This window comes from Streptosporangium roseum DSM 43021, assembly GCF_000024865.1.
GTDB lineage: Bacteria > Actinomycetota > Actinomycetes > Streptosporangiales > Streptosporangiaceae > Streptosporangium > Streptosporangium roseum.
The window spans coordinates 7,973,715-7,998,612 of the sequence record NC_013595.1; the positions used below are offsets into that span (position 1 = coordinate 7,973,715).

At 70.4% G+C, this 24,898-nt stretch carries 26 protein-coding genes and 1 tRNA gene; 13 read left to right on the forward strand and 14 right to left on the reverse strand.

Annotated features, from left to right (window positions below; genetic code table 11):
* Nucleotides 1-100: 100 nt before the first annotated feature.
* On the forward strand, nucleotides 101-1,348 hold the full coding sequence (locus tag SROS_RS34795) for a serpin family protein (RefSeq protein ID WP_012893642.1): 1,248 nt from the start codon (nucleotides 101-103) through the stop codon (nucleotides 1,346-1,348).
* A 72-nt stretch (nucleotides 1,349-1,420) separates the two neighbouring features.
* Here SROS_RS34795 and SROS_RS34800 read toward each other — a convergent pair whose 3' ends face one another.
* From SROS_RS34800 to SROS_RS34815, 4 genes are all read right to left on the reverse strand, one after another.
* Complete coding sequence (locus SROS_RS34800; RefSeq protein WP_012893643.1) at nucleotides 1,421-2,254, reverse strand: SCO6745 family protein; 834 nt, start codon at nucleotides 2,252-2,254, stop codon at nucleotides 1,421-1,423.
* Nucleotides 2,254-3,045 carry an SDR family oxidoreductase gene (locus SROS_RS34805; protein WP_012893644.1) on the reverse strand — a complete coding sequence of 264 codons (792 nt, stop codon included), beginning with the start codon at nucleotides 3,043-3,045 and terminating at the stop codon, nucleotides 2,254-2,256. Before SROS_RS34805 ends, SROS_RS34800 begins: the two co-directional genes overlap by 1 nt.
* Nucleotides 3,046-3,106: 61 nt before the next feature.
* The gene (locus SROS_RS34810; protein WP_245564381.1) at nucleotides 3,107-3,847 is read right to left on the reverse strand and encodes an SAM-dependent methyltransferase; all 741 of its coding nucleotides are present in this window, start codon (nucleotides 3,845-3,847) and stop codon (nucleotides 3,107-3,109) included.
* A gap of 198 nt (nucleotides 3,848-4,045) precedes the next feature.
* Complete coding sequence (locus tag SROS_RS34815; protein ID WP_012893646.1) at nucleotides 4,046-4,675, reverse strand: TetR/AcrR family transcriptional regulator; 630 nt, start codon at nucleotides 4,673-4,675, stop codon at nucleotides 4,046-4,048.
* 173 nt (nucleotides 4,676-4,848) lie between these two features.
* On the opposite strand from SROS_RS34815, the gene SROS_RS34820 reads away from it, so the two are divergent.
* The 3 genes from SROS_RS34820 to SROS_RS34830 are packed head-to-tail and all read left to right on the forward strand — an operon-like array spanning nucleotide 4,849 to nucleotide 7,040.
* Nucleotides 4,849-5,664, forward strand: coding sequence for a YndJ family protein (locus tag SROS_RS34820; RefSeq protein WP_012893647.1), 816 nt, complete (start codon nucleotides 4,849-4,851; stop codon nucleotides 5,662-5,664).
* A gap of 8 nt (nucleotides 5,665-5,672) precedes the next feature.
* Complete coding sequence (locus tag SROS_RS34825) at nucleotides 5,673-6,185, forward strand: DUF1990 domain-containing protein (RefSeq protein WP_012893648.1); 513 nt, start codon at nucleotides 5,673-5,675, stop codon at nucleotides 6,183-6,185.
* Between the two features lie 36 nt (nucleotides 6,186-6,221).
* Nucleotides 6,222-7,040, forward strand: coding sequence for a MerR family transcriptional regulator (locus tag SROS_RS34830; RefSeq protein WP_012893649.1), 819 nt, complete (start codon nucleotides 6,222-6,224; stop codon nucleotides 7,038-7,040).
* Between the two features lie 406 nt (nucleotides 7,041-7,446).
* Here SROS_RS34830 and SROS_RS34835 read toward each other — a convergent pair whose 3' ends face one another.
* Nucleotides 7,447-8,376, reverse strand: coding sequence for a diacylglycerol/lipid kinase family protein (locus tag SROS_RS34835; RefSeq protein WP_012893650.1), 930 nt, complete (start codon nucleotides 8,374-8,376; stop codon nucleotides 7,447-7,449).
* A 325-nt stretch (nucleotides 8,377-8,701) separates the two neighbouring features.
* Here SROS_RS34835 and SROS_RS34840 point away from each other — a divergent pair, with 325 nt between their 5' ends.
* The 3 genes from SROS_RS34840 (at nucleotide 8,702) to SROS_RS34850 (ending at nucleotide 11,390) form a co-directional block, all read left to right on the forward strand.
* Nucleotides 8,702-9,067, forward strand: a complete 366-nt coding sequence (locus SROS_RS34840; RefSeq protein ID WP_012893651.1) for a YybH family protein — start codon at nucleotides 8,702-8,704, stop codon at nucleotides 9,065-9,067.
* Nucleotides 9,068-9,146: 79 nt separating this feature from the next.
* A complete protein-coding gene (locus SROS_RS34845) occupies nucleotides 9,147-9,821 on the forward strand; it encodes an alpha/beta hydrolase (RefSeq protein WP_012893652.1) in 675 nt (224 codons plus the stop codon).
* A gap of 201 nt (nucleotides 9,822-10,022) precedes the next feature.
* Nucleotides 10,023-11,390: a hypothetical protein gene (locus SROS_RS34850; protein WP_148269294.1), complete on the forward strand. Its 1,368-nt coding sequence runs from the start codon at nucleotides 10,023-10,025 to the stop codon at nucleotides 11,388-11,390.
* Nucleotides 11,391-11,552: 162 nt separating this feature from the next.
* Here SROS_RS34850 and SROS_RS34855 read toward each other — a convergent pair whose 3' ends face one another.
* Nucleotides 11,553-12,302 carry a TetR/AcrR family transcriptional regulator gene (locus tag SROS_RS34855; protein ID WP_012893654.1) on the reverse strand — a complete coding sequence of 250 codons (750 nt, stop codon included), beginning with the start codon at nucleotides 12,300-12,302 and terminating at the stop codon, nucleotides 11,553-11,555.
* 71 nt (nucleotides 12,303-12,373) lie between these two features.
* Here SROS_RS34855 and SROS_RS34860 point away from each other — a divergent pair, with 71 nt between their 5' ends.
* On the forward strand, nucleotides 12,374-14,038 hold the full coding sequence (locus tag SROS_RS34860) for an ATP-binding cassette domain-containing protein (protein WP_043653562.1): 1,665 nt from the start codon (nucleotides 12,374-12,376) through the stop codon (nucleotides 14,036-14,038).
* A 366-nt stretch (nucleotides 14,039-14,404) separates the two neighbouring features.
* On the opposite strand, the gene SROS_RS34865 is transcribed toward SROS_RS34860, so the two are convergent.
* Both SROS_RS34865 and SROS_RS34870 read right to left on the reverse strand, forming a co-directional pair.
* A complete protein-coding gene (locus SROS_RS34865) occupies nucleotides 14,405-14,776 on the reverse strand; it encodes an SgcJ/EcaC family oxidoreductase (protein WP_012893656.1) in 372 nt (123 codons plus the stop codon).
* Nucleotides 14,773-15,432: an SDR family NAD(P)-dependent oxidoreductase gene (locus SROS_RS34870; protein ID WP_012893657.1), complete on the reverse strand. Its 660-nt coding sequence runs from the start codon at nucleotides 15,430-15,432 to the stop codon at nucleotides 14,773-14,775. Before SROS_RS34870 ends, SROS_RS34865 begins: the two co-directional genes overlap by 4 nt.
* 84 nt (nucleotides 15,433-15,516) lie before the next feature.
* Between SROS_RS34870 and SROS_RS34875 the strand changes: the two genes are divergently transcribed.
* Nucleotides 15,517-15,885, forward strand: coding sequence for a MerR family transcriptional regulator (locus SROS_RS34875; RefSeq protein ID WP_012893658.1), 369 nt, complete (start codon nucleotides 15,517-15,519; stop codon nucleotides 15,883-15,885).
* A 726-nt stretch (nucleotides 15,886-16,611) separates the two neighbouring features.
* Here SROS_RS34875 and SROS_RS50200 read toward each other — a convergent pair.
* On the reverse strand, nucleotides 16,612-16,914 hold the full coding sequence (locus tag SROS_RS50200) for a hypothetical protein (RefSeq protein WP_148269295.1): 303 nt from the start codon (nucleotides 16,912-16,914) through the stop codon (nucleotides 16,612-16,614).
* Between the two features lie 132 nt (nucleotides 16,915-17,046).
* On the opposite strand from SROS_RS50200, the gene SROS_RS34885 reads away from it, so the two are divergent.
* Complete coding sequence (locus SROS_RS34885; RefSeq protein WP_012893660.1) at nucleotides 17,047-17,232, forward strand: hypothetical protein; 186 nt, start codon at nucleotides 17,047-17,049, stop codon at nucleotides 17,230-17,232.
* Nucleotides 17,233-17,521: 289 nt separating this feature from the next.
* On the opposite strand, the gene SROS_RS54605 is transcribed toward SROS_RS34885, so the two are convergent.
* A complete protein-coding gene (locus SROS_RS54605) occupies nucleotides 17,522-17,878 on the reverse strand; it encodes a helix-turn-helix domain-containing protein (RefSeq protein ID WP_081453291.1) in 357 nt (118 codons plus the stop codon).
* On the opposite strand from SROS_RS54605, the gene SROS_RS34895 reads away from it, so the two are divergent.
* Nucleotides 17,815-18,420 (forward strand): hypothetical protein, encoded by a 606-nt coding sequence (locus SROS_RS34895; RefSeq protein ID WP_148269296.1) that lies wholly within the window; start codon nucleotides 17,815-17,817, stop codon nucleotides 18,418-18,420. The genes SROS_RS54605 and SROS_RS34895 overlap by 64 nt on opposite strands.
* Nucleotides 18,421-18,667: 247 nt before the next feature.
* Here the strand turns inward: SROS_RS34895 and SROS_RS34900 are convergent.
* Together SROS_RS34900 and SROS_RS34905 are read right to left on the reverse strand one after the other, a co-directional pair.
* Nucleotides 18,668-18,740: transfer RNA gene (locus SROS_RS34900), tRNA-Ala, on the reverse strand.
* 19 nt (nucleotides 18,741-18,759) lie between these two features.
* Nucleotides 18,760-20,190 (reverse strand): MFS transporter, encoded by a 1,431-nt coding sequence (locus SROS_RS34905; RefSeq protein ID WP_012893662.1) that lies wholly within the window; start codon nucleotides 20,188-20,190, stop codon nucleotides 18,760-18,762.
* Between the two features lie 110 nt (nucleotides 20,191-20,300).
* Here SROS_RS34905 and sigJ point away from each other — a divergent pair, with 110 nt between their 5' ends.
* Both sigJ and SROS_RS34915 read left to right on the forward strand, forming a co-directional pair.
* Nucleotides 20,301-21,188, forward strand: coding sequence for an RNA polymerase sigma factor SigJ (gene sigJ / locus SROS_RS34910; RefSeq protein ID WP_012893663.1), 888 nt, complete (start codon nucleotides 20,301-20,303; stop codon nucleotides 21,186-21,188).
* Nucleotides 21,189-21,224: 36 nt separating this feature from the next.
* Complete coding sequence (locus SROS_RS34915; RefSeq protein WP_012893664.1) at nucleotides 21,225-22,403, forward strand: NAD(P)-binding protein; 1,179 nt, start codon at nucleotides 21,225-21,227, stop codon at nucleotides 22,401-22,403.
* A 162-nt stretch (nucleotides 22,404-22,565) separates the two neighbouring features.
* Here SROS_RS34915 and SROS_RS34920 read toward each other — a convergent pair whose 3' ends face one another.
* Nucleotides 22,566-23,411, reverse strand: coding sequence for an alanyl-tRNA editing protein (locus SROS_RS34920; protein WP_012893665.1), 846 nt, complete (start codon nucleotides 23,409-23,411; stop codon nucleotides 22,566-22,568).
* Nucleotides 23,412-23,478: 67 nt separating this feature from the next.
* Entirely contained in the window at nucleotides 23,479-24,708 is a 1,230-nt protein-coding gene (locus SROS_RS34925) for a CynX/NimT family MFS transporter (protein WP_012893666.1), read from the reverse strand.
* Between the last annotated feature and the right edge of the window lie 190 nt (nucleotides 24,709-24,898).

Consider the following 24,898-nt stretch of genomic DNA (forward strand, 5'->3'; position numbering starts at 1 on the left):
CACGTCTCGCCGATCCACCGGACTGACCCGCCCGCCCACGGCATACGTCTCGCCGATCCACCGGGTTGAACCTCCCGCCGGTGGCACGCGTCTTAGGGGCATGCGTCGTCTGTTCACCGCCCTGCTGGCCGTCGCCGCCCTCGCCGCCTGCGGTACGCCGCAGGCCCGCGTGATCACCGCCGAGGGGGTCGGGCGGGAGACGCCGACGGAGCCCCCGGTCGAGGAGACCGTGCGCGGGCTGACCGCGTTCGGCCACGCCCTGTTCACCGCGGCCGCCAGGCCCGGCGCCAACACCGTCCTGTCCCCGCTGAGCATCGGCCACGCCTACGGGATGGCCAGGGCGGGCGCGGGCGGCAGGACGGGACCGGAGCTGGACGAGGTCTTCGGCTTCCCCGCGGAGGGACCGCACACCTCGTTCAACGCCCTCACCCGGCAGATCGTCACGCTCGACGGCCCGCCGCCCGCGCCCGCCCCGGACGCCCGGCGGGACGCGCAGGAGAGCGAGCCGGCCGCGCCGGTCGTCGGCGTGGCCAACGGGCTGTTCACCCAGGAGGGGCTGAGCGTCAGGCCGGAGTTCCTGCGCACGCTCGCCGCGCAGTACGGCGCCGGCGTGCGGCAGGTGGACTTCACCGAGGACGCCGCCGGGGTCATCGACGCGTGGGCGGACAGGCAGACCGCCGGGCGGATCAAGAAGGTGTTCGACCGGCTGGATCCGGGGACCAAGCTGGTCATCGCCAACGCCGTCTACCTCAAGGCCGAGTGGGCGACGGCGTTCACCGACCCGCCGGAGGAGAACGCCGCCTTCACCCGCGCCGACGGGACGGCCGTACGGACGACCCTGATGCGCCAGATGGGGACCTTCGGCTACGCCTCCGGGGCGGGCTGGCAGGCCGTCGAGCTCCGCTACGCCAAGAGCGACCTGGCCATGTGGGTCCTCCTGCCGCGTGCGGGCGGGTCCCCCGCCGCCCTGCTCGCCCCGGCCGTGATGGCGGAGGTGGCCACCGGGCTCAGGGAGACCTCCGTCAAGATCGTCATGCCCCGGTGGGACTTCTCCACGGCCCTGAGCCTGCAGGAGCCTCTGCGGAGGCTCGGGCTGGAAGGCTCCGACTACTCCGGCATCGCCGACGGCGCGTTCCTCGGCCAGGCGACGCACCGCGCCACCATCACCGTGGACGAGTGGGGCACCGAGGCCGCCGCCGTCACCGGCCTCGCCTTCCCCGTGATGGCCATGCCCTCGCCCGAGGCCGAGATCCGCGCCGACCACCCGTTCGCCTTCGCGATCGTCCACCGGCCGACGCTGACCCCGCTGTTCGTCGGCCAGGTCGCCGATCCGACCGCCAAGGACTGATCGCCGGCGGAGCCTCCGGGGTGCCGCTCCCGTGCCGGAAAAGGCACGGGAGCGGCACCCTGGCGGCCGGCCTCACACGGAGAACGTGAGCAGGCCCGCGTCGACCACGGCACGGCCGAAGATCCGGGCCAGCTCGGCCAGCCGGGCGAGCTCGTCGTCCGAGAGCGCGGCGTAGGCGGGGAGGGCCAGCTCGTCGGTGCGGTCCTCGATCCGCTGCCGGAGCGCGCCGCCCTCCTCGGTGAGCGCGTCGCCGTCCAGCAGGCCGCGTCCGCGCAGCACCTCCTCGGCCGCCGCCCACTCCTCCTCCGGCCAGCCCCGGCTGACCTTCAGGAAGACCGTGGGCATCTGCCCGGTCGCGCCGTGCAGGATCAGCGCGTCCAGCCCGCCGATCCCCTCGGCAGTCAGTGCCGCGACGTGACCGTCACCCCGGAACTCGCGGAGCAGGGTCTGGGCGTGCCAGAGCTCCAGCAGCGGGTCGTCCGGCCAGGGCAGCGCGGCGTGCGCGGCGAACAGCGGGCGGCCCTGCAGGTGTTCGACGGCCCGCTCCGCGGCGCGTCGGGCCATCGCCGTCGTCTCGGCGAGGACCGGGATCTCGTGGATGCCCGCCCGGCGCAGGGCCGCGCCGACGGCGTCGAGGCGGGCCTCGATCACCTTCGCGGGGGTCGTGACGTCCCAGGCGGCCGGGAGCGCCCGCCGTACCAGGGTGGGGCAGAAGTTGTAGAAGGTCGCGATGACCAGCTCGGGCGAGGCGGTCCCGAAGGCCGCTCCGCGGGAGGCGAAGTAGCCCGCCTGGGACTTCAGGCCGAGCGCGGCGTAGCGCTCGGCGGCCTCGGGCACGAAATAGATCATTCCGTGGACGGGCTCCAGGCGGCGCCAGGACTGCCGGGCCAGTCGGACGTCGGTCATCACGCCTCCAGGGAGTCGACGAAACGGGCCATCCCGGCCAGCCAGCGGTCCGGGTCGCCGGCCTTGCGCCGGACGAACTCGGCGACCTCGGGGTGCGGGAAGATGTGGAACCGTTCGGCCTCCAGGCCCTCGACCACCGCGCCGGCCACCGTGGCGGGGTCGAGGATGGCGCCGGAGGCGCCCACCGCCCTGGCGGTGAGATGCTCCTCGGCGATCCCCTGCTCGAACATGCCGGTGCGCACGCCCTGCGGGCAGAGCACGCTGACCTTCACGCCCTTGGTCGCGTAGTGGATGGCCACCCACTCGGCGAAGGAGATGGCGGCCGACTTGGTCACCGCGTAGGGGGCGTCGCCGGGGCAGCTCACCAGCCCGGCCGCCGAGCAGGTGTTGAGCAGGTAGCCCTCGCCTCGCTCGACCATGCCAGGCACGACGGCCCGCGCCGCGTAGACGTGGGCCAGGACGTTGACCGCGATGGTCCTGGTCCACTCCATGTCGGTGGCGTCCAGCCCGTGACCGGTGATGATCCCGGCGTTGGAGCAGAACAGGCCGATCGGCCCGAAGGCGCTCTCCGCGGTGGTGACCAGGCCGCGGACGTCGTCCTCGACGGACACGTCGGCCCGTACGGCCACCGCCCGGTCGCCGATCTCCTTGGCCACCTCCGTCGCGCCCACCTCGTCGAGGTCGGCGACCAGCACCCCGGCCGCGCCCTCGGCGGCGAAGCGCAGGGCCATCGCCCGCCCGATCCCGCTCGCGGCCCCGGTCACCACGACGACCTTGTCCCGCACCCGCATAGCAGCTCCCTTAAACCGACCAGTCGGTATCTGGGAACCTATTCTTACCCGTCAGTAGCAGTCAACGGCGGCGCAGCACGAAGACGCCCCAGCCGAGGTGCTGCCTGCCGTACTCCACATGCGAGCGGCGGGCGCGCTCCAGGAACTCGCGCACCTCCTCGACCTCGGGATCGGCGGGATTGTCGCGGAGCCAGTCGCTCAGCGTCCACCACTGGCCCGCCACGTAGCGGTCCCAGCTGTCCTGGTCGGCGAGGACCATCTCCAGCACCTCGACCCCGGCCGCCTCGAACCGGTCGAAGGTCCCGGCCAGCGAGCCGAACGCCTCCGCGCCGAAGCCCAGCACCTCGTATGCCTCCTCCGGTGGCATGGAGGTCCAGTACGGCTCGCCGACGAGGAGGATCCCGCCCTCCTTGAGCGCGGGGAGCATCAGCTCGACCGTTCCCTCCAGCCCGCCTCCGATCCAGCTCGCCCCGATGCAGGACACGACGTCGAACGCCTCCGGCTCGGCCCGGTAGGCCCCCGCGTCCTCCCGCTCGAAGCGGAGCCGGTCGCCGACCCCGAGCTCACGCGCCCGTTCCGCGGCCGCGCTCAGGAAGACCTCGCTGATGTCGACCCCGACGCCCTCGATCCCGTGACGCAGGGACCACTGGCAGAGCAGCTCCGCCTTCCCGCACGCCAGGTCGAGCTGGCGCATGCCCGGCCTGAGCCGGGCGACCTCTCCGAGCAGCGCCAGCTTCTCGTCGGTGAACGGGTTGAGGATGCGATGACCGCTCTCGGCGATCTCGTGGAAGCGAAGTGACATGGCGGTCATGCTTTCCTGGCACGACACCCCCGGCCAACTGGTTTTCCACCGGCGCGACAGGCCCGGCCGACGGCGGACGGCCACCGGGCCGTCACGGTGAGCGGTCCGGCCGACAGCGGCGGGCCGTCACGGTGAGCGGTCCGGCCGACAGCGGCGGGCCGTCACGGTGAGCGGTCCGAACCGTCCGGGTCATGCGGGTCATACGGGGCGGAGCAGAGCGGTGAGCTGCTCGCCGACCCACTCGCGATAGTCCTCCGAGCAGGGCTCGACGTCGAGGATGCCCGCCACGAACTGCGGCATCGCCACCGGGGCGAACGTCAGCACGTGCGAGATGAGGGCGATGAACTCCGGCTGGACGGCGGCGGTGAGCTCGCCGTCGGCCTGCCGGCGCCGGATCGCGTCCACCGCCTCGCGCAGCCCGGCGCGCTGCCGTCCGGCCGCCTCGGAGCTGTCGCCCGGATCGTCGCCGAGCGCCCGCCAGATCACCAGCCTGGCCCAGTCGGGCCGGTCGAGGGTGGCGTCGAGATAGGCCACCAGCGACTCCCCGAAGGTGGAGCCGGGGGGCAGGAGCACGGGCTGCTCCTCGTGCCAGCGGCGGCGCAGCTCGTCCAGCAGCCCCTGCTTGCCGCCGAAATGGTAGGAGATCAGCTGCTGGTTGACGCCGGCCCGCGCAGCGATGCCCGCCGTACGCGCTCCTGCGTACCCCTTGGCGCCGAACTCCTCGACAGCCGCCCGCAGGATCCGCTCGCGGGTCTGCTCGGCAGCCCTGCCGCGCTCCTCCGGGGTGGCCGCCCTGCGCGGTGCGGGGCGCTCCTGGTCTGTGGACATGTCCTGACCATACGGCATCAATCGGCCAGATGATCGTAGTCATTCACCTACATGATTGACGGTCGCCCTCCGGCGGACCCACCCTGGAAGGGGCGCCCCACGGGAGGGATCTACCCGGCTGTTACCTTGATGCCATCAGGTTTTTGAACGCGTTCAGAACGTGAGAGGACATCATGCGCCTCCTGCTCAACGTGATTTTGACGGTCGGAATGCTCGGGGTGGTCCCCGCGGGGCTACGGCTCGTCCAGGTGCCGGGCCTCATGCTCCGCCTGTGGTGGCTCGGTGCCGTACCGGGCGCGATCTCCCTGTGGTTGGACCGCGGCGCCTGGGCCGGCGCACTGGCGGCGGCCTACGCGCTCATGACCGTCTGGCTCGCGCTGCAGGCCCCGCTCCGCCTGCGGGCGCGACGGTCCCCGCTCCCCCGCGAGATCGCCGTTCTCACCGCGCTGGTCACCCCCGCCATCGCCGCGACCGCCCTGGTCGCCGAACGCCTGGGGCACCCGCTGTGGGGCTTCTCCCTCGGCATCCTCGCCCTGACCGTCGCCCACTTCCACTTCGCCGGTTTCGCCGCGGCGCTGGTGGCAGGCCTGACCTGCCGCGCGGCCGGAGACGGCCCGCTCGCCCGGACGGCGGCGCTCAGCGTGCCCGGCGGCACGATGCTGGTCCTGGCCGGCTACTTCGTCGGCGACTGGTTCGAGCTGGCCGGTGCGGTGGTGCTCACCGCGGGTATGTGGCTGGTCAGCCTGCTGACTCTCGCCGAGGTGCGGCAGGACGGCCACGACCGCCCGACCCGTCTCCTTCTCGGTGTGTCCTCACTGGTCCTGACGGTGTCCATGGTGCTTGCCCTGAGCTGGGCGCTGGGCGAGGCGGCGGGCCTGCCCAGGCTGCCGGTGAGCTGGATGGTCGCCACCCACGGCCTGCTGAACGCCTTCGGATTCGCCCTGTGCGCGATCGGGGCCCGGCTCCGGCTGCGCCCCCAACCCCTGTGAGGAGCGAGATGGATCTTCTGGAGCGTTACCTCGACGCGGAGTTCTCCTACCCGGACGTCGGCGCGAGCCGTACAGGGACGGTCCCGCCGGGCTACCGGGCGCTGCGCTACCGGCGGCGCCTCGGGCCGGAGCTGAGCTTCGGCCGTGCCGCCGAGTCCCTGCTCACCTGGCGGGTGCACGCCCGGCTCGGGCTCCGCCCGGTCGCGTCCGCGCCCCGGGCCGCGCCCGGGGTGACCGTGGTCTGCGGGCTCGGCGCCGGGCCGTTGCGGATACTCATGCCGTGCCGGGTGGTGTGGGTGAGAGAGGAGGACGACCGGGCCGGATTCGCCTACGGCACGCTGCCGGGACATCCCGCGAGCGGGGAGGAGAGTTTCCTTCTCGAACGGGCCGGGGACGGGCGGGTATGGTTCACCGTCCGCGCGTTCACCCGTCCCGGACGGTGGTACACCCGCCTGGCCGGACCGGCGGGCGTCCTGGCGCAGCAGGCGTTCGCCCGGGCCTATGCCGGCAGGCTGGGTTGACTCTGACACCGTGTGAGCCCCTATCCATGAAGGACCATGTTCAGTATCGGAGACTTCGCCCAGCTCGGCCTGGTGTCGGTGCGCATGCTGCGCCACTATGACGCGATCGGGCTGCTGCAGCCCGCCCACGTCGACCCGGCCAGCGGCTACCGCTTCTACCAGGCGAGCCAGCTCTCGCGGCTCAACCGCATCATCGCGCTGAAGGATCTCGGCTTCACCCTGCAACAGGTGCGGTCGATCCTCGACGAGCGGGTGAGCACGGCCGAGCTGCAGGGGATGGTACGGCTGCGCCGCGCGGAGCTGGAGGAGCGGATCACGGCGGACACCGCGCGACTGCTCCGGGTCGAGGCGAGGCTCCGGACGATCGAGAGAGAAGGGCGCATGCATACCGAAGAGGTCATTCTCAAGCGGATCCCCCCGACCCGCGTGGCCGAGCTCACCGCCATCGCGGGGAGCTACGAGAGCGAGGACATCGGACCCGTCATCCAGCCCCTGTACGGCGAGCTGTTCCAGCGGCTCGACCGGGCCGGGGTGACACCGTCCGGATACGGCATCGCCTGCTACGAGCCGGAGGTGGACGGCAGGGTGGTCGTGCACGCCGGGGTCGAGGTGACGGCGGAGGCGTCCGGGACGCACGATTTCGCGATCGTGGACCTGCCGGCGGTCGAGACGGCCGCCACGATCATCCACCGGGGCTCGATGGACCAGGTCGGCACCACGTTCCAGGTACTGGCCCACTGGGTCGAAGAGCACGGCTACCGCAGCGTCGGGCTGGCCCGGGAGGTCAGCATCGAATGCCCCGACGACCAGGACCAGTGGGTCACCGAGCTCCAGATGACCGTCAGCACCACCTAGAAGATCGCTGAAGGTCTTGCCGGTGGAGGGGTGTCCCGATGCCGGGGCGCCCCTCATCGCCATGTGCCGGCAGGGATGATCACCCCGGTGCCGTCGTGGTGCGGGCCGGTCCGGGGCCGATCAACCGGCGGAGGCCGAGGCGGCGGCCGGGCCGCCGTGCACGACCTCCCGTTCCCACATCGCGGGCGCGACGTGCGCGGCGGCGGTGAGCGCGCCGACCACGTTGACGGCCCAGGCGTCCCGGCAGGCGCTCGACGTCCTGCTCGCCGCCGCCCTGCGGCAGCCTGACGTACGCGGCGGGCCGGAGCGCCGGCAAGACCCTCAGTGATCTTCTCGGGACGGGATCCACCTGCCCGTCGGCGCCGTCCAGGAGGACGAGGGCGGTGCCGACGGCCAGGCCCGGTCGTCAGGCCCGGCCGTCAGGTCTGTCAGGGCCGTCCGGCACGGGGACGCGGACGGTGATGCCGCCGGGCACGACCTTGGCCTTGAGCCGGGTGACGGAGTCCTTGGCGCCGCCGTCCAGCTCGTAGGTCATCGGTTCGCTCAGCTTGACGTCGACCTTGCGCGCCCGGGTCATCCGGACGAAGGGAGACTCGTCCGACCGGCCGGCGCTCATCCGGCCGAGCACGCGGGCCCACTGGATCGGCCCCTTCGCCGTGGTGACGCCGATCTCCAGCCACCCGTCGTCGGGGCGCGCGTCGTCGAAGGCCTCGATGCCGCCGGTGATGGTCCCGACGTTGCCCAGCAGCAGGCAGCTCGCCTCCCCTTCGAACCACTTCACCCCGTCGAGCTTGACCTCCATCCGGACCAGCTCCCCCCGGACGTGTCGCAGCCCGGTCCACACATACGCCGCCCGGCCCAGCTTGTCCTTCAGTCCCCGGTCGGCGTCCTTGATCATCTCAGCGTCGAAGCCGAGTCCCGCCATGACGGCGAAGTGCTCGCCGTTGACCTTGCCCAGGTCGATCTTCCGGCTCTCGCCGTGGAAGGCGATCCGCACGGCCTCGGGAAGGTCCTCGGGAACGCCGAGGTTCTGCGCGAGGAGATTCGCCGTCCCGGCGGGGATGATGCCCACGGTCACGCCGGAGCCGGCCAGCGCGTCCACGCAGCGCTGCACCATGCCGTCACCGCCCCAGACCAGGACCAGATCGGCGCCTTCCTTGAGCGCCTTGCGCGCCTGCTTCGGCGCCTTCTTGCTCTTGGGCACCTCGTACCAGAGCAGCTTGCCGGGCTCCTCGTCGGCGAGGAGCCTGCGCAGCTCGTCCAGCCCGCCCCCGAGCGACTTCTTCTGATGGGCGATCACCGCGACCGTGCCGGCTCTCTGCTTCTGCCGCAGCATGGAAACCCTCCTTTAGCACCGCCTTGGGCACTGCCTCGGCTGCCCCCGCTCCACCGCCGCAAACGTCAGGCCACGCCCGCCGTACTCGGCCCCGGCACCGAGTCCGTTCCCACCCGCGGATCCGGGCGCCGGCGCCGGGCCCGCCGGTGTGCGCCCGTCCGGCCGCCCGGGTGGGGTCCCGCTCCCGGGCGAGCGCGGCGGAGCCGTCCAGCCGCCCCATTTTCCATAACCACAACTTCTGGTTTCCATCAGATCCATCTGTTGGACTTCTGGCTGCCGGGCGACCAGGGTGGGAGGTGCTCAAGTCCGATCTCAGGAGGAAGCCATGCCGGAGTACGAGAAGGCCATGCGGCCCGAGGACATCACCCGCCTGTTCGTCGAACGGTCCAACGTCGGCGACGCGGCCGGAGTCGCCGCGCTCTACGAACAGGACGCGGTGATGGCCTATCCGCCCGGCGGCCAGACGGTGGGCCGGGAGGCGATCCGCGCGCTGTGGGAGAAGGTGCTCGCCAACCGTCCCCGCTTCGAGCCGGAGCAGCCGCTGCCGACGCTGGTGAGCGGCGACATCGCCCTCACCTCGACCCCGCCGCGGGACGGGTCCGGCGCCCGCGCGCAGGTCGTCCGGCGCCAGCCCGACGGAAGCTGGCTGCGCCTGCTCGACCAGCCCGAGTTCGTCCCTCCCGCCCGCTGAACCACCCCGCCGCCGCGGAAGGCGGCGGCGATGACGCCGGCAACCGATGTAAGCCGGCAACCGATGTAAGGAGCATGTTTTGGCCACCTTCGTTCTCGTTCCCGGCATGTGCCATGGCGGCTGGACCTACGAGCCGCTCACCGAGCAGCTGCGACGCCACGGTCACCGCGCGTACCCGCTGACGTTGACCGGGCTCGGCGAGCGCAGCCATCTGCTGAACGCGGGAGTGAACCTCGAAACGCATATCCAGGATGTGGTCGGCGTGCTGGCGGCCGAAGAGATCGAGGAGGCGGTGCTGGTCGGTCACAGCTACGGGGGGATGGTGATAACCGGGGTCGCGGACCGCGTGCCGGAGCGGGTGGGCTCCCTGGTGTATCTGGACGCCGTCGTGCCGCGGCACGGCGATTCCTGCTGGACCCTGGTCTCCGACCAGGAGCGGAAATGGTATATGGACGTGACGGAGACCGGCCATTCGGTGCGGCCACTGCCATTCTTCGACTCACGTGCCACGCCCCATCCGCTCGCCTCGCTGCTCCAGCCGATCCGGCTCACCGGCGACCTCTCGCGGTTGCGGCGCAGGGACTACGTGTACGCGGCGGGGTGGGACGGCGAGTCGCCGTTCACCCCCGTCTACCAGCGGTTGCGTGACGACCCGCTGTGGACGACGCACGCGCTGGACAGCAGGCACAACCTCATGCGGGACGCGCCGGACAACCTGCTGGAAATTCTCCTTGAGTCGGTTCAGCCCGGCTGATCGTCGCTTGGCCCCGCCACGGCGGTGAAACGCTCCAGCGGCGGCCAGGTCCCGGCCGCGATCGGTCCGGTCAGCCGTGCCATCTGCCCACCCTGGGGCGGTAAACGCAATTTGTGCCTTAAGCGTCACATCTGGTGCGCGCGACAGCCGTCGCAAGGGAACACGCCGGATGAAAGGGAACTCATGCTGCCATTACGCGGTGTGACCCAGGATGAACCGTTCACCCACCCCCAGCTCCCCCAGCCCCCACTCCGCGCGACACTGCACCGGCTGGTACGGCGTGCGTACGGCAGGGTCCGGGCAAACGACCTGGGCCCGTTGAGGGTTGCACTGAACAACACCGGCGTGGCCCCCTACGTACAGGCCGCCAACCCCCTGAACTACACGACCGCGGCGGCCAACGACACGCTGGAGAAAATAATCGCGGTCTTCGAGGACAAGGCCCCGTACGTCATGCAGGCGGGAACCCGGAAGAACCGGCCCCCGGACAACGCCGGCCTGGTGGTGCTGAAGGCCATAGTGGACGAGGTGGCCGGCGTTTTCGACCAGGTCGCGGCGGGCAACGCCGACGCGCACATCATCGCCGTCTTCAACCTGCCGAACACCGCCAGGCTGCCGGAGATCAAGGAGAAGTTCACCGAAGCGGCGAAAGGGGTGAGGCGCCTCTACGACGACCGGATGCTCCTGCTGGACTTCCGCGGTGAACTGGCCATCCAGGGTGCCGGCGCGGTGACCTCACCCGTGGTGTCGATCCTTCCCCATACGTTCGCGGACGCCCGTACCGACGACCGGGTCCGCACCCTGCTGCACGAGTCCTTCCACATCGTCAGCGAGGACATCACCGATCACAACTACTTCGGCGCACCGGGCTTCGCGGCGGCCGACTGGCCGACCATGAGCACCAACGCCGACCACTACGCCGAGGTGGCCAGGCGCCACGCGGGCCTGGCCCTGCCCGCGCCCGCGCCGCTCGTCGTGCTCGGCCCGCCGGCCGGCCCGGCCCTGACGCAGCCGCAGGAGACCAAGGTGCGCCAGGCGATGACGGAGGCGCAGGAGCGGCTCACCCGGGGCTGGGCCCGGTCGTTGTGGGTGTGGCAGAGCATGGGATATGTGCAGCAGTACCAGAACTCCTACCTGTGGCTGGGCCCCAAGCCGACCGAGCTGCTGCTCCGGCAGCTCATGCTGGAGTCGGAGCAGGTCTCGATGACCCTGCACCACGGGGCCGGGGGCCGCGCCACCACCCGGGTCGACGTCCCGCCGGTCCTTCCCATGATCACCGCATACGACCTCGCGGTGATGGAGGAGGTCCTGGGCGACCTGCACAGGCTGGTGGGCTGGGGCCGCGGGCAGGCCACCGTGCACGTGCTGCCGGCCGGGGCGCCCCTGCCCGCGGGGCACGCGGCCTACCTGTGGGCCGCGGACGTGACGAACGCGGGGACGCCGATGACCAATCTCGCCGACCAGCTCGTCGGTCAGGCCACCCAGTCGCTGGCCGATCTCTGGCTGCCGACCCCCGCCGCGCTCAAGACCCTCGTGGACGGCATGCGCGTCCGCTACGCCCAGCTCTAGGTAAGCAAAACAACGGGACCCCGCACGATCGAGACGGCCGGGCGGGATCTCGTCAGTTACCCGCAGGCCGTTTCGAGAACGGCCCGCCGCGGGGCGTCACGATTAGCTCCGACCTGCGGCGATGAACCATCTCCAAGATCGTTTACCGGCGACGCAGCCGCTTCACGCTCGCACCGCACCACCGGCGGCGTCACCGGCACCGGCGATACCGGCCTGGATACCGTCGAGAAGCCAGGTCAGGCCGAGAGCGAAGCCGGCGTCCCAATCACCTTCCGCGACAAGAGGGCCGTAGGTGGCGAGGGCCGGGTAGCGCTCCCGATTGGCGCGCAGATGTTCCCGGGCCGCCCTCCGCACGTCCTGCTCCGCGCTGGTCGGCCAGGTGGCCTGCATCAACCCGGAGCCGATGACGTAGTTGGACAGCCCGTACGCCGCGGCGGTGAGGTGGGGTTCGACGACCCCGGCCTCCAGGAGGGTCGCGTACAGGAACTCGCTGCGGGCCAGCACGTTGGGGCCCAGCATCGGACGGCTCAGTAGCGCCGCCGACCAGGGATGCCTCAGCAGGACCGCGCGCCATCCGTTGATCAGCACGGTGATGCCGGCACGCCACCCCTGGCCGCCCTTCGGTGGAATCCCGACCTCGGCGAAGATCGCGTCCAGAGCGAGGTCAAGCACGTCGTCCTTGGTCTTCACATGCCAGTACAGCGTGGTGGAGCCGGTGTCGAGCCGTTCGGCCAGGCGCCGCATGGTCAGCCGGTCGGCGCCTTCGGCGTCCAGGAGGGCCACGGCCTCTTCGACGATCCGGTCCCGGCTGAGCGGCGGGGCGCCGCGTCCCCTCCGCGCGGACGGCCGCAGCCACACCTCTCCTGCCGCGCCTGATCGGCGTGTTCCCGGTCCTGCCTTGCCTGTGTCCACGGGAGTGAGTCTAGTATGACGATCGGGCACCGGATCATTGATCCGGTGTCTAGAACACCGATCCTGAAGTCATGCGAAGCCGGAGTCCGCGTGAAGGAGGAGCCGTGGCAGGACACGTCGAGGTGGACCGGCTGACCTACGTGCTGCCGGACGGACGGCTGCTCCTGCACGAGGTGTCGTTCCGCGTCGGGGACGGGGTCAAGGCCGCCCTGGTGGGGCCGAACGGCGCGGGCAAGACCACCCTGCTGCGGCTGATCGCCGGAGATCTGCAGCCGGACGACGGCCGCGTGGTCTCCTCCGGAGGGCTGGGGGTGATGCGGCAGTTCATCGGCAGCGTCCGCAACGACCGGAGCGTGCACGACCTGCTGCTGTCGGTGGCTCCCGACCGGATCCGGACCGCCGCCGCGGCCCTGGCGCAGGCGGAGGCGGCACTGGCCGCCGGCGACGACGACGAGGCGGCGCAGCTGGCCTACGCGCAGGCCGTCGCCGACCACGCCGACGTCGGCGGCTACGACATGGAGGTCGTCTGGGACGTCTGCGCCACCGAGTCCATGGGCCTGCCCTACGACGCGATCCGGGGCCGCCCGGTGACCTCCCTGTCGGGAGGCGAGCAGAAACGCCTCGTCCTGGAGGCCCTGCTGCGCGGCCCGGACGAGCTCCTGCTGCTGGACGAGCCGGACAACTACCTGGACGTGCCCGGCAAGCAGTGGCTGGAGGCCCGGCTGCAGGCCACGGACAAGACCGTGCTGCTGGTCTCCCACGACCGCCGGCTCCTGGCGGAGGCCGCCGACCGGATCGTGACCGTGGAAGATCGCGGCGTCTGGATCCACGGCGGAGGCTTCGCCACCTACGCCAAGGCACGCGAGGAGCGCATCAGTCGGCTGGAGGAGCGGCGCCGCCGCTGGAACGAGGAACACGCCAAGCTCAAGCAGCTGGCGCGCACCCTGCGGCAGACCGCGGCCAACAACGACGCGCTGGCCTCGGCCTATCGGGCCGCGCGCACCCGGCTGAGCCGCTTCGAGGAGGCCGGCCCGCCGCAGCGCCCGCCCAAGACACAGAACGTGCGGATCCGGCTGCGCGGTGACCGCACCGGCAAACGCGCAGTCATCTGCGAGAACCTGGAACTCACCGGTTTGATGCGGCCGTTCGACACCGAGATCTGGTACGGCGAGCGCGTCGGGGTGCTCGGCTCCAACGGCTCGGGCAAGTCCACCTTCCTGCACCTGCTGGAGCAGGCCGCCGACGGCGCGGTGCCCTCAGTGCGACACAGCGGTTCGGTTCGGCTGGGAGCGCGGGTGGCACCTGGCCGGTTCGTGCAGACCCACGCCCGGCCGGACCTGCACGGCCACACTCCGGTCGAGCTGGTCATGACCGGCCACGCGCTCACATTGAACGAGGCGATGGCCGCTCTGGCCCGCTACGAACTCGCTCCCGCCGCCGGCCAGCGGTTCGCAACCCTGTCAGGCGGCCAGCAGGCCCGGCTGCAGATCCTGCTGCTGGAGCTGTCCGGCGCCACCCTGCTGCTGCTGGATGAGCCCACCGACAACCTGGATCTGGTCAGTGCCGAGGCCCTGCAGCAGGGCCTGGCCTCTTTCTCCGGCACCGTGCTGGCCGTCACTCACGACCGCTGGTTCGCCGCCGACTTCGACCGTTTCCTGATCTTCGGCGCTGACGGGACCGTTTACGAGAGCGACGAGCCGGTCTGGCGCGAGGGCCGGGTCGAGCGCACGCGTTGAGGCCGCAGGCCGTTGAGCGGTGAGCGGTGTCGCGGAGACCGCCGACGGCCACGCGACCGGGAAAACGACGAGATCCCGCCCGATCGAGATGATCGGACGGGATCTCGTCAACTACCTACAGGCCATTTCGAGAACGGCCCGCTGTGGGGTGTTCACGAATGGGTGTGGCCTGCGGTTGAGGCAGGGATGGGAAGATCGCTTCCCGAGAAGGTGATGATCGTTTCCCGGAGGGAACGGTGCTGCGGTCAGCCGACGGCGGGATTACGAGAAGCCGGTCATCGTGATCTAACGATACGACGCGCGCACCTTTTCGGATCTTCATATTGCGTCTTCGACCGGAGCATGGACTGAAGGCGGCGACTCCAGTCATTGACGTGTGGCGGCGTGGTAGTTGTGGATGAGCCATGCGCTCTCTGCCTGTTTGGCCACGATGGACAGGCGTACCAAGTGGAGGTCACCGGTGGGCGCGATGAAGGTCACCTCCGCGAATCCGTGCACGATTGTCTGACTCAACCGGACGGCGGACACCACCTCGACCTGTGCCGTCGTACCACGGGTGACCCTGGCGTAATAGTCGAAGATTTCCTGCGGGCCACATCTCAGCTGCGGACTGATGCCCTGGAAAAGCGCGTCCTGGCTGAACAGCGCGGCGATCTCGTTCGGATTGTGCCCGTTGAAGGCCTGCTGCCAGTCGTGGAGGAGCCTGTCGAGAACGTCTGCGGCCCCGGCGCCGGTCATCGCGAGGAACCTGCGTGCAGAGCTTCCCGCGTCCACTGGTGTCGTGGCTGCGTGTGCAGATGCCAGTAGTGCTCGGCGATGTCGTCTGGGTCGAAGTCGGTGCCAGGTGCGACCGGACCGTCCACGGTGACGCTCGCCACGTGCACTCCGGCCGGGCCGTACTCTTGGTCGAGCAGCGTGACCAGGGTACGGACACCTGCCTTGCCCAGGGAGAGGCTCACATACTGCGGCTTGGGCTCGGGCATGCCGCCGGTGATGAGGATCGTTCCATGCCCGCGTGCCGCCATGGCGGGCGCGACGTGAGCCGCGGCGTTGAGCGCGCCGACCACGTTCACCGCCCAGGCCTCCATGTGGCCGCGTACCGACAGCTCGCCCGGCGCGTCCGCCTGGATGATCGCGGCGTTGTAAACGACGACGTCCGGCACACCGTACTCGCGGACAGCCTCGTCGAGCGCGGCGTTCAACCCGGCCTGGTCGGTGCTATCGGCCTCCAACGTGACAACTGGGACATCACTGGGAGCAACCGCCTTGGCCGCTGCACGCAACGTCCGGGCGCTCCGGGCGATCAGCACGATCGGCAGCCCTTCCCTGGCGAACCGACGAGCCACCGCCTGTCCGATCCCCGGACCTGCACCAATGATCACGGCACTCGACATCGACATACTCCTTGCTTCTGGATCAGCGATACTCGTGACGGTATGGCGTCACATCGATGTGAAGGTCAAGGGGGAGGGAGCTGGATGCGGATCGGCGACCTGGCTCACGAGACTGGGGTGAACAGGCGGCTGTTGCGCTACTACGAGGAGCAGGGCCTGCTCAGGCCGGTCCGCCTGGACAACGGCTACCGCGAATACACCAAGGCGGACATCGCGACGGTGCGCAACATCCGCGCCCTGCTCGCCGCCGGGCTTTCCACCGCTGTCATCGCCCGGGTCCTGCACTGCATGCACGGAGGTGACGAACTGCTCGTGCCGTCCGGCTGCCCGACCTTCATCGAGGACTTGCGGCGCGAACGCGCCCACATCGCCGAGATGATCAGTCAGCTCCAAGGTTCGCAGGGGATCCTGGACGCGTTCCTCGACGCGGCGCTACACGGTCTCCGGAGGTGAGCCGGCCGAGGGTGATTGCGTTACGACACAGCTTCGTATCACTGCTCTCCGACGACGGCGACCTATCCATAGACGAGATCGCAAAACTGTGCGGACACGCCGGCACAACCGTGACCGAGACCGTCTATCGACACCAGATCCGGCCCGTCATCCAAACCGGCGCTCCGGCCATGAATCGCATCTTCGACGACCTCACGAACGTCCAGCGGTTCGTCGGCATGTCACTCAGTTTGTCACTCAGAAGATCAAAAAGGCCACTTCCAATCACCGGAAGTGGCCTTTGACCTGGGTGGGGTTTTCACGAGCTGGTCTGACCTGGAACGGCGTGGAGGCTCGGAAGATCGCTTTCCAGGATCCTTGTGATCGCTTCCCTGGAGGGAGGAGGGAAGTTCATCGTTCTAGGTCCGCAGCCGAAGGCCCAGCGAATGTCGCCGGCATCCGTCGAGGGCCTTCTTCGATTGATCACGGCGCCATCAAAGCAGGCCGGTATGTGCCTGATGCGTAGTTAGTGTGGAGGTCCGGTGCAAGGCGGCTCGGGCATGGACCCGGAACTGGCTTTGGCTTCGTTGCGGAAGTTGTGGCCTGAGAGCAAGGAAGATCTTGTGATGTGTCTGCATTCGCGTGGCTTTCGTGCCTACAGTGTGGAGTTGCAACTATTCGGTGAGTGAGTAAGCCGGAGTGCGGCGAGGCGCTGGGGTCATCGAGCCTGAGGGGGCGATGGTGCCATCACGGTTTGAGCAGATCAGCGTCGCTCAGCTTGTTGAGCGGCTGGACGATGAGGAAGCTCAGGCGCGGCAAGAGGTCGTGGCGTGGCGCGAGAAAATCGCCGAGGCCGAGGAGCGACTGGAGCAGCTGACGGCGGTTCGGCGCACCTTGGCCAGGTTGCAGGCCAAAGACGAGGTGTCGAGCCGGAACCCCGTGGAGGATCTCCGGGCGAAGAGCGCGGCGAGTGGCGATTCCGAGCCGGAAGTGCTCGATCAGAACGCCCGGGGCTCGCACCAGTTGGTCACCGGTGAGGCTGACCGTCAAAGCCCCGCCGGGTCTCGTCACCTTCAGCCGGTGCCGTTCATGGGAGCTCCGGACACTCTTGCTGCCGCGTGGCCCTCGTTGACCGGTATTAACCGGTAGGTCGTCATCATGTTGGCCTCAGCAGGTCGCCCGATGCGCGCCACGGAGGTCGCGATGGCGTTGGGCGAGCCGGATATTCACAAGCGGGTGGAGGTCGTCCGAACTCGTCTCAAGCGTCTGATCGACAAAGGATGGCTGGCCGAACACCAGCGCGGGCAGTTCTCGATCGTTGAGGGCCTCAACGGTGCCGCGCTGAACGGGGCCGCCGCTGACCATTGATGAGTTTGTCGTCATCCTTCTGGCTGCAAGGGGTTCAGCCGAGTGGTCAGGGTCGACGACAAGAGGGTGCCGCCGAGAGTTCAGCTCGGCGGCACCCGGGTTGCGTGAGCGCCCTGCAGGTCTAACTGACGGTGGCTCGCGCGCTTCTGGGCGTAACGCGCGATGCGGTCGCTTGGGGGCCGTCGAGCCTATTTCGCCTTCCCTGTCCGATGCCCGGCAGAGCGGAAAGAGGACGATGATGCCTGTCATACCTGTCGATGGTCGATCACCAACCGCGCCACCTGCTGCCTTACGAGGTGGTGGGCCACAGCGGCTGCCCGAGGGCGGTCTCCAGCAAGGCGATGGTGGCCACGTCCGGCCAAGACGTCCCGGCGAGCAGGTCGTTGATGGATTGTCGATTGACCCCGGACAGGGTGGCCAAGCCGCGCCGGCTCAGCTTGCGCGCGGCGAGTTCAGCGGTGAGTTTGGCGGCGATCGCCTGGACGACAATGGCGGCCGGGTGTCCGGCCAGGTCCGCGTGGGGCCAGGCCTGCGGGTTGTCGGCCAGGTCCCGGGGCGCGCGCCGACCGCTCCCCCTACAACGTGGAGCGGTTGCTGCACGCCACCACCCGGCTCGCCCTGTGGTGCCGCCACCGAGGTCTGCCAGATGATCCGGAGGTGTGGTTGCGGCACGAGACGATCGACGTGTTCGTCCTGACCGGCTGCACCGACCTGGCGCCGAGTTCGGCGCAGACCTATCGGGCCTGGCTGCGGCATATGCGTGCCTCGCTGGCCTGGCTGGAACGCGGCGAGCTGCCGAAGATCTGCCGCCAGCAGACCGTCACTGTCAGCAAAGGCGACCTCGGTCATCTCGACAAATCCCGTCAGGACCTGCCCTACCTCAGCCCCGCCTGGATCGGGACCTACAAAACTGTCCGCGCCAACACCGAGGGGATCAACGGCAGAGTCAAGGGGCACGACCTCGACCTCGGCGACCCCAAGAACCGGCTCGCCCACGGCCGCGTCGCCCAGACCATCCTGGCCGCGCTGATCGTCGCCGTCGCCAACGGCCACTTCCTCGACGCCTGGCGCCACACCCAGCAGCCTCCAGACGAGCCCGACACCTCGGCCGACGTCCTCGAGATCCCAGCAGAGCAGGTCGACCGCATGCCGCTCCCGGGTCGGAGCAGGCCGCCACCCATCCCATAAGCCGCAATTCAGATCACCCTGTCGCAACACCCAGTCTGGCGTCGGCTTCGCCATGCCCAACGACGCGAACTCGGTCCTCGACCAGCGATCTGGCACCACCTGGACCTTCCCGGGCACCCGCTCCGCAGCTCCCAAACCAGGACGAACCCGATTCGGAAACCCCTGAAACAACAAGATCCCGCCTGATCGCGATGATCAGACGGGATCCCGTCAACTTCAGTCCAGCCGTCTCGAGAACGGCCCGCTGTGGAGCTATGGGGATTCGAACCCCAGACCTCCTCCATGCCATGGAGGCGCGCTACCAGCTGCGCCATAGCCCCTTGCGACGCAGATCAAATCTTAGCCGACTTCGGACACCCCGCGCGCCATCATTCCGGAGACGAGGGCGACACCGGCGGAGGCCAGGGCGCTCACGGTGACGATCGCGAACGACAGGACGTAGGCGTCGCGGGACGGGAGGGCGGTCCCGGCGATGGTGATCGAGGTGAGGAGGGCGGCGGTGGCGGCGCCGGAGACGCTGCCGCCGATGGAGCGGACCAGGGAGTTGATCCCGCTGGCGATGCCGCTCTGGTCCATCGGCACATGCTGTACGGCCAGCGCGCCCAGCGCCGCGTAGGCGATCCCGAACCCGAGCCCCTGCAACGCGTTGGCGCCGATCAGATCGAGCACCGAGGCGTTGAAGATCGTGAACCAGCCGAATCCGGCCGCGCAGAGGGCGGCGCCGAGGGCGAGGGAGCGGGCCGGGCCGAGGCGGGCGGACAGGCGTCCGGACATGAAGGAGGACACCAGCATGGTCAGGGTGCTCGGCAGGGCGTAGACGCCGACGTCGAGGACCGATCCGCCGAAGCCGTATCCGGCCGACGAGGGCGTCTGGACGAAGCTGGAGATCAGGGTGAACGAGCCGAACATCGCGAAGCCCAGCAGCAGCGAGGCCAGGTTGGCCGGCAGGGAGCGGCGGCCGGCGAGCAGGTGGAGCCGGACCATCGGCGCCCGGATCCGGAGCTGGCTGAACACCCACACCGCGCAGAGCGCCGCCGCGCCCGCGAACAGGGCGACGATCCGCCCGGAACCCCACCCCCAGTCGTTGCCCTGGGAGATCGCCAGCAGCAGGCAGACCAGCCAGAGGGAGAGCAGCACCGCGCCGACGAAGTCGGGGCGGCCGCCGGCCCTGGCCCCGGTGTCGTGGGCGCTCAGCGCGATGAGCACGAGCGCCGCCGCGGCGAGCGCGGCGGTGATCCAGAAGACCGGGTGGTGGCTGGGGGTGCGGTCGGCGATGAGCCCGGTGACGATCATGCCGAGGTTGCCGCCGACGCCCATGGTGGCGCTGACCACGCCGATGGCCGTCATCACCCGGGTGCGCGGGAAGCTGTCCCTGATCATGCCGATGGCCAGCGGGATCAGCGCCGCCGACGCGCCCTGCAGGGCCCGCCCGGCGATCAGCACGGCCAGGGATCCGGACAGGGCGCAGATCACCGAGCCCACGACGAGCAGGCCGACGGTGAACAGGATCATGCGCTTCTTGCCGTACATGTCCCCCAGGCGGGACAGCAGGGGCGTGGCGACCGCGCCCGCGAGCAGCGAGGCGGTGAAGACCCAGGTGACCTCCGCCACCGGCACGCCCAGGGTGACCATCAGCCGGGGCAGCAGCGGGATCACCACGGTCTGCTGGACGGAGACGACCATTCCGGCTGTGGAGAGTGCCAGCAGGGTCAGCCAGAGCTGCCTGCCCTGCCGCGCCGCGCTCGGCTCGGCGACGGCTACTTCTGTCACAGACCACCCCTTTGCCGCCCGCTTTGGCAATCAAATGGTAGATCGTATGAAGGAAACACCATCGGCCGGGTCATGTCACGCCAGGGACACCGTGATACGTCTTTACTCCTATGGCCATCGAGCGCTTCGAGGAACACCGAGACCTGCTGACCGCGGTCGCCTACCGCGTCCTGGGCACCGTGACCGACGCCGAGGACGTCGTCCAGGAGGCCTGGCTGCGCTGGTCGGGGGTGGACACGGCCGAGGTCGAGGATGACCGGGCCTACCTGATCAGGGTGACGACCCGGCTCTCCATCGACCGGCTGCGGCGGGTGAAGGCGCGGCGGGAGTCCTACGTCGGGCCGTGGCTGCCCGAGCTGGTCGGCGCCGTGCCCGACGTGGCCGAGCACGCCGAGCTGACCGCCTCGATCGAGCTGGCACTGCTGGTGGTGCTGGAGACCCTGTCGCCCCTGGAGCGCGCGGTGTTCGTGCTGCGAGAGGCGTTCGCCCTGCCGTACGCGGAGATCGGCGAGATCATCGGCCGCACCGAGGCCACGGCCCGGCAGCTCGCCCGGCGGGCCAAGCAGCACGTGCGGGAGCGCAGGCCCCGCTTCGAGGTGGACCGCGCCGAGCGGCGCAGGCTGACCGAGCGGTTCGTCGGCGCGGCCTCCGACGGTGACCTGGACGCGCTGACCGCGATGCTCGCCCACGACGTGTCACTGGTCGGCGACGGCGGCGGGAAGGCCAAGGCCCCCGTCCGGGTCATCACCGGCTGCGAGAAGGTGGCGCGCTTCCTGCTCTCCGCCGCCTCGGCCAGGGGCGTGCGCAAGTTTCTGGAGTCGCTGGGCACCGGCCCGACCCCGGACATCGAGACGGCAGTGGCGGACGTCAACGGCGCGCCGGCGGCCGTGGTGACCGCCGGCGGGCGGCCGGTCTCGGTGTTCTCCCTGGTCATCCAGGACGGCCTGATCCAGACCGTCTTCCTGGTCGCCAACCCGGAGAAGATGTCGCGCCTGTGATGTCACGGATGCCCCCGCCGGACGCGTCGTGAGGGCATGACACGAGAGATAACCATCGTCGGCGGCGGGCTCGCGGGCCTCACCGCCGCCATCGCGTGTGCCGAGGGCGGCGCGCGGGTCACCGTCCACGAGTCGCACCGGACGCTCGGCGGCCGGGCCCGGAGCACCGCAGCGCCGTACATCGCCAACGACGGCACCCACGTCTTCTACTCCGACGGCGAGCCGTGGCGCTGGATGGCGGCCCGGGGACTGGTCCGGCCCTTCCGCAGGCCGGCGCCCGGCGTGCTCGCCAGGGCCAGATTCCGGTACGGCGACCGCCTCACCGCCAGGCCGCCCTGGGCGCTGCTGAGCGCGATCATCGCCAAGCGGCGGCTGCGGGCCCCGGTGGAGGAGGACTTCCGCACCTGGGGCGCCCGGCATCTCGGCGAGGAGGGGACGCGGGCGGCCGCGGGCCTGGTCGGCGTGATCACCTACGACGCCGATCCCGGGCGGCTGTCGGCGGCGTTCGTCTGGGAGCGGCTGCTGCGGGCCACCGCTCCGCGATATCCGGCACCGCGGTACGTCGTCGGCGGCTGGCAGCGGGTGGTCGACCGGATGACCGCCCACGCGCGGGGGCTGGGCGTGCGGATCGAGACCGGCGCGCGGGTGGACCGCCTCCCCGAGGACACCCCGGTGATCGTGGCGACGTCGCTGGAGGCCGCCAGGACCCTGCTGGGCGACGAGTCGCTGCGCTGGGAGAGCGGCCGGGCGGTCCTGCTCGACCTCGGCCTCACCAGGCGTCCCGGGGACCTCTTCCTCGTCTCCGACCTGGACGAGGGCGGTTTCCTGGAGCAGTACACCCTGCCGGACGCCTCGCTCGCACCCGCCGGGCACGCCCTGTTCCAGCTGGAGATGCCGTCACGGCCGGGCGAGTCCAGGGCCGGCGCGATCGCCCGGGCGGAGCGGCTGGCCGACCTCGGGCTGCCCGGCTGGCGGAGCCGGACGACCTGGCGGCGGGAGGCCACCGCCGGGGGCCGGACCGGGGCCCTGGACCTGCCCGGACTGTCCTGGCGGGACCGGCCGGCGATCGACAGGGGGCACGGCGTCTGGCTGGCGGGGGACGCGGTCGCCGCCCCCGGCCTGCTCAGCGAGGTCTCCACGCACAGCGCGCTGGCGGCGGCGCGGTCCGCGCTCCAGGCGGCCGGACGCCGGCGTTCCCTGCCGGCCCGGCCGTGATCCACGCCAGGGCGCGCTCGATGAGCGGTCGTCCGCCGTGGACGGTCAGGCGGGCGTCACGGGAGACACGGAGACCTCCGTGTGTGGTGGGGAGCCTGGACACCCCTGCCACATCGGAGATCTCCGCTGTAGATCACGTCCTGCCGTCGACGGCGTCCGTGGTCAGTGGCCTACGACGGTGTGCATGGTCAGCTCGGAACCGTCGCCGGACAGCTCCAGGGTGGCGGTGACCGAGCCGAGCCGGGAGGTGCGCGACAGGTGCGTTCCGCCGCACGGGATGGCGACCTCGCCCTCGGGCAGGCCGCAGTGCCAGGTACGGCGGGCGGTCAGCTCGGAGCCGGGGCTGTCGATCCAGACCGGCGCGTCGGCCGCGATCCACGCCTTGAGACGGTCGTTGACCCGCTGGGCGATCTCGGGCAGGTCCTCGGCCAGCCCCTCGGCGGTGAAGCCCTTGCGGCGCAGGGACTTGCCCAGGCGGTAGACGTCCTGGCTGCCGTCCGGCAGGATCCGCGAGGAGGTGATGGCCGTCTGGTCGAAGTCGGGATGGCCGAGCCCGTCGGCCGGGATCTCCTTGCGCCACCGGCCGGCCAGCGCCGCGTTGAGCGCGAGCGCGGTGAGATGGCAGGCGGTGTGCCCGGCCGACAGCGCGCGGCGCCTGGCCTCGTCCACCACCAGCTCGACCTCCCGGCCCGGCACCGGCCCGTCGGTGACGTGGACGACCAGCCAGTTCCAGCCGGGGGTGCCCCGGCGCACCGGGATGTCCCCACCGAGATGAACGGTCTCCCCGCCCTCCTCCACCGCTCCGGTCACGCAGTCGACGACCGCCAGCCCGCCGATCGTCCCCTCGTCGGCGGGCTGGTCCGGCCAGGTGTGGTCCAGCGGGTGGAACGGGGTCTCGGCCACGATCGTGCCGTACCGATCCCCCACCGGCACGGTCCCCACGACCGCCGAACGTCCCCTGACCTCACCTGCCGGATACCCGACCAGCGTCGACCCACCGATTTCCATCCCCTCATCATGCCAGTACGGCTTGCGCCGCCCCCGAAGGGGCGCAAGCCGTACCGGAAGGGGGAGGTCAGCCGGCGAGTGCCCGCTCGTCCTCCAGGTAGCGGGAGCGGCCGGCGTACCAGCCGGTCACGAGCTGGACCCCGACCACCGCGAACAGCAGCAGGAACGGCAGCGTCCAGCCGCCGGTCGACTCGTGCATCACGCCGACGACCAGGGGGCCGGCGCCCGCGATGAGGTATCCGGTGCTCTGCCCGAAGGCGGACAGCGCGGCGGTGGCCTCCGGAGTGCGGGTACGCAGGGCGAGCATGGTCAGCGCGAGCGGGAAGGACCCCATCCCGATGCCGACCAGGACCGCGAACGCCCATGCCAGACCCACCGGGCCCAGCCAGAGGCCGAGGAAGCCGACCGTGTAGAAGGCCACGAACGCCGCCACCACGGGCCGCTGGTCGGAGAACTTCGAGGCGATCCAGGGCACGACCATCGAGACCGGGATGCCGATCGCGGTGAAGACGCCCAGCACCAGCCCGGCCTGACCGGTGGTGTAGCCGCCGTCCGTGAGGATCTTCGGCAGGAAGCCGAACATGATGTAGGCCACCATGCTCTGCGTGCCGAAGTACGCGGCGACCGACCAGGCGAGCTTGCTCCGGACCAGGGTCCGAGGCCCGAGATCGCTGCTGCCCGTGTCCCGCTCCGGCTCACTGCGCAACAGCGCAAGCCACGGAATGGCGGCGACAGCGGCCAGCGCCGCCCACACCCCGAGGGCAACGTGCCAGTTGCCGTCGGCGGCCCGCTCGATCGGCACCGTAGCGGCGGCCGCGAGCATCGTGCCCACCGCGAGGGCGGTGGTGTAGACGGTGGTCATGGTCCCGGCCCTGCCCGGGAAGTGGCGCTTGATCAGGGTGGGGATGAGCACGTTGCCCACCGCGCCCCCGGACAGCGCCACGGCGCTGCTGAGCAGGAACACCCCCGGCGAACCCACCATCGCGCGGACCAGCAGGCCGGCGCCGAGGGTGATCAGGGCGAACAGCAGCAGCCGGTGCTCACCGATCTTCCTGGCCAGTGCCGGCGTCACCGCACCGACCGAGGCGAAGATGAGCACGGGTAGTGTGGTGAGGAGCCCGACCCCCACTCCGGACATGCCCAGACCGGATGAGATCTGGTCGAGGACCGGTCCCACGCTCGTGACGGCGGTGCGCAGGTTCAGCGCGGCGAGGACGATTCCCGCCACAAGCAGCCAGGCCAGGGATCCCGTCGTTCCACCGGTGCGGCCCCGGGTCTCCTGGGTGAGCACGGTCATGGGGGGCTCAGTCCTCCTCCAATTGATTCACCCAATCGTAGGATGATTGGCTGACTGCAACTGTAACAGGAGTAAAACGTCACTTTGTTCCTGTCCCCCTGAACTCTGACAACGTGAAAGCCGGGCCACGCTCTCCTTTACAGGGCGTGACCCGGCTTTTCCACGCGTCCGAGGCGGGGCTCAGACGCGG

Bases quoted from the DNA above. Each gene is read 5' to 3' on its own strand.
- SROS_RS34795 (WP_012893642.1), top strand. From the start codon at position 101: ATGCGTCGTCTGTTCACCGCCCTGCTGGCCGTCGCCGCCCTCGCCGCC.
- SROS_RS34800 (WP_012893643.1), bottom strand. From the start codon at position 2,254: ATGACCGACGTCCGACTGGCCCGGCAGTCCTGGCGCCGCCTGGAGCCC.
- SROS_RS34805 (WP_012893644.1), bottom strand. From the start codon at position 3,045: ATGCGGGTGCGGGACAAGGTCGTCGTGGTGACCGGGGCCGCGAGCGGG.
- SROS_RS34810 (WP_245564381.1), bottom strand. From the start codon at position 3,847: ATGTCACTTCGCTTCCACGAGATCGCCGAGAGCGGTCATCGCATCCTC.
- SROS_RS34815 (WP_012893646.1), bottom strand. From the start codon at position 4,675: ATGTCCACAGACCAGGAGCGCCCCGCACCGCGCAGGGCGGCCACCCCG.
- SROS_RS34820 (WP_012893647.1), top strand. From the start codon at position 4,849: ATGCGCCTCCTGCTCAACGTGATTTTGACGGTCGGAATGCTCGGGGTG.
- SROS_RS34825 (WP_012893648.1), top strand. From the start codon at position 5,673: ATGGATCTTCTGGAGCGTTACCTCGACGCGGAGTTCTCCTACCCGGAC.
- SROS_RS34830 (WP_012893649.1), top strand. From the start codon at position 6,222: ATGTTCAGTATCGGAGACTTCGCCCAGCTCGGCCTGGTGTCGGTGCGC.
- SROS_RS34835 (WP_012893650.1), bottom strand. From the start codon at position 8,376: ATGCTGCGGCAGAAGCAGAGAGCCGGCACGGTCGCGGTGATCGCCCAT.
- SROS_RS34840 (WP_012893651.1), top strand. From the start codon at position 8,702: ATGCCGGAGTACGAGAAGGCCATGCGGCCCGAGGACATCACCCGCCTG.
- SROS_RS34860 (WP_043653562.1), top strand. From the start codon at position 12,374: ATGCGAAGCCGGAGTCCGCGTGAAGGAGGAGCCGTGGCAGGACACGTC.
- SROS_RS34865 (WP_012893656.1), bottom strand. From the start codon at position 14,776: ATGACCGGCGCCGGGGCCGCAGACGTTCTCGACAGGCTCCTCCACGAC.
- SROS_RS34870 (WP_012893657.1), bottom strand. From the start codon at position 15,432: ATGTCGAGTGCCGTGATCATTGGTGCAGGTCCGGGGATCGGACAGGCG.
- SROS_RS34875 (WP_012893658.1), top strand. From the start codon at position 15,517: ATGCGGATCGGCGACCTGGCTCACGAGACTGGGGTGAACAGGCGGCTG.
- SROS_RS34885 (WP_012893660.1), top strand. From the start codon at position 17,047: ATGCGCGCCACGGAGGTCGCGATGGCGTTGGGCGAGCCGGATATTCAC.
- sigJ (WP_012893663.1), top strand. From the start codon at position 20,301: ATGGCCATCGAGCGCTTCGAGGAACACCGAGACCTGCTGACCGCGGTC.
- SROS_RS34915 (WP_012893664.1), top strand. From the start codon at position 21,225: ATGACACGAGAGATAACCATCGTCGGCGGCGGGCTCGCGGGCCTCACC.
- SROS_RS34920 (WP_012893665.1), bottom strand. From the start codon at position 23,411: ATGGAAATCGGTGGGTCGACGCTGGTCGGGTATCCGGCAGGTGAGGTC.
- SROS_RS34925 (WP_012893666.1), bottom strand. From the start codon at position 24,708: ATGACCGTGCTCACCCAGGAGACCCGGGGCCGCACCGGTGGAACGACG.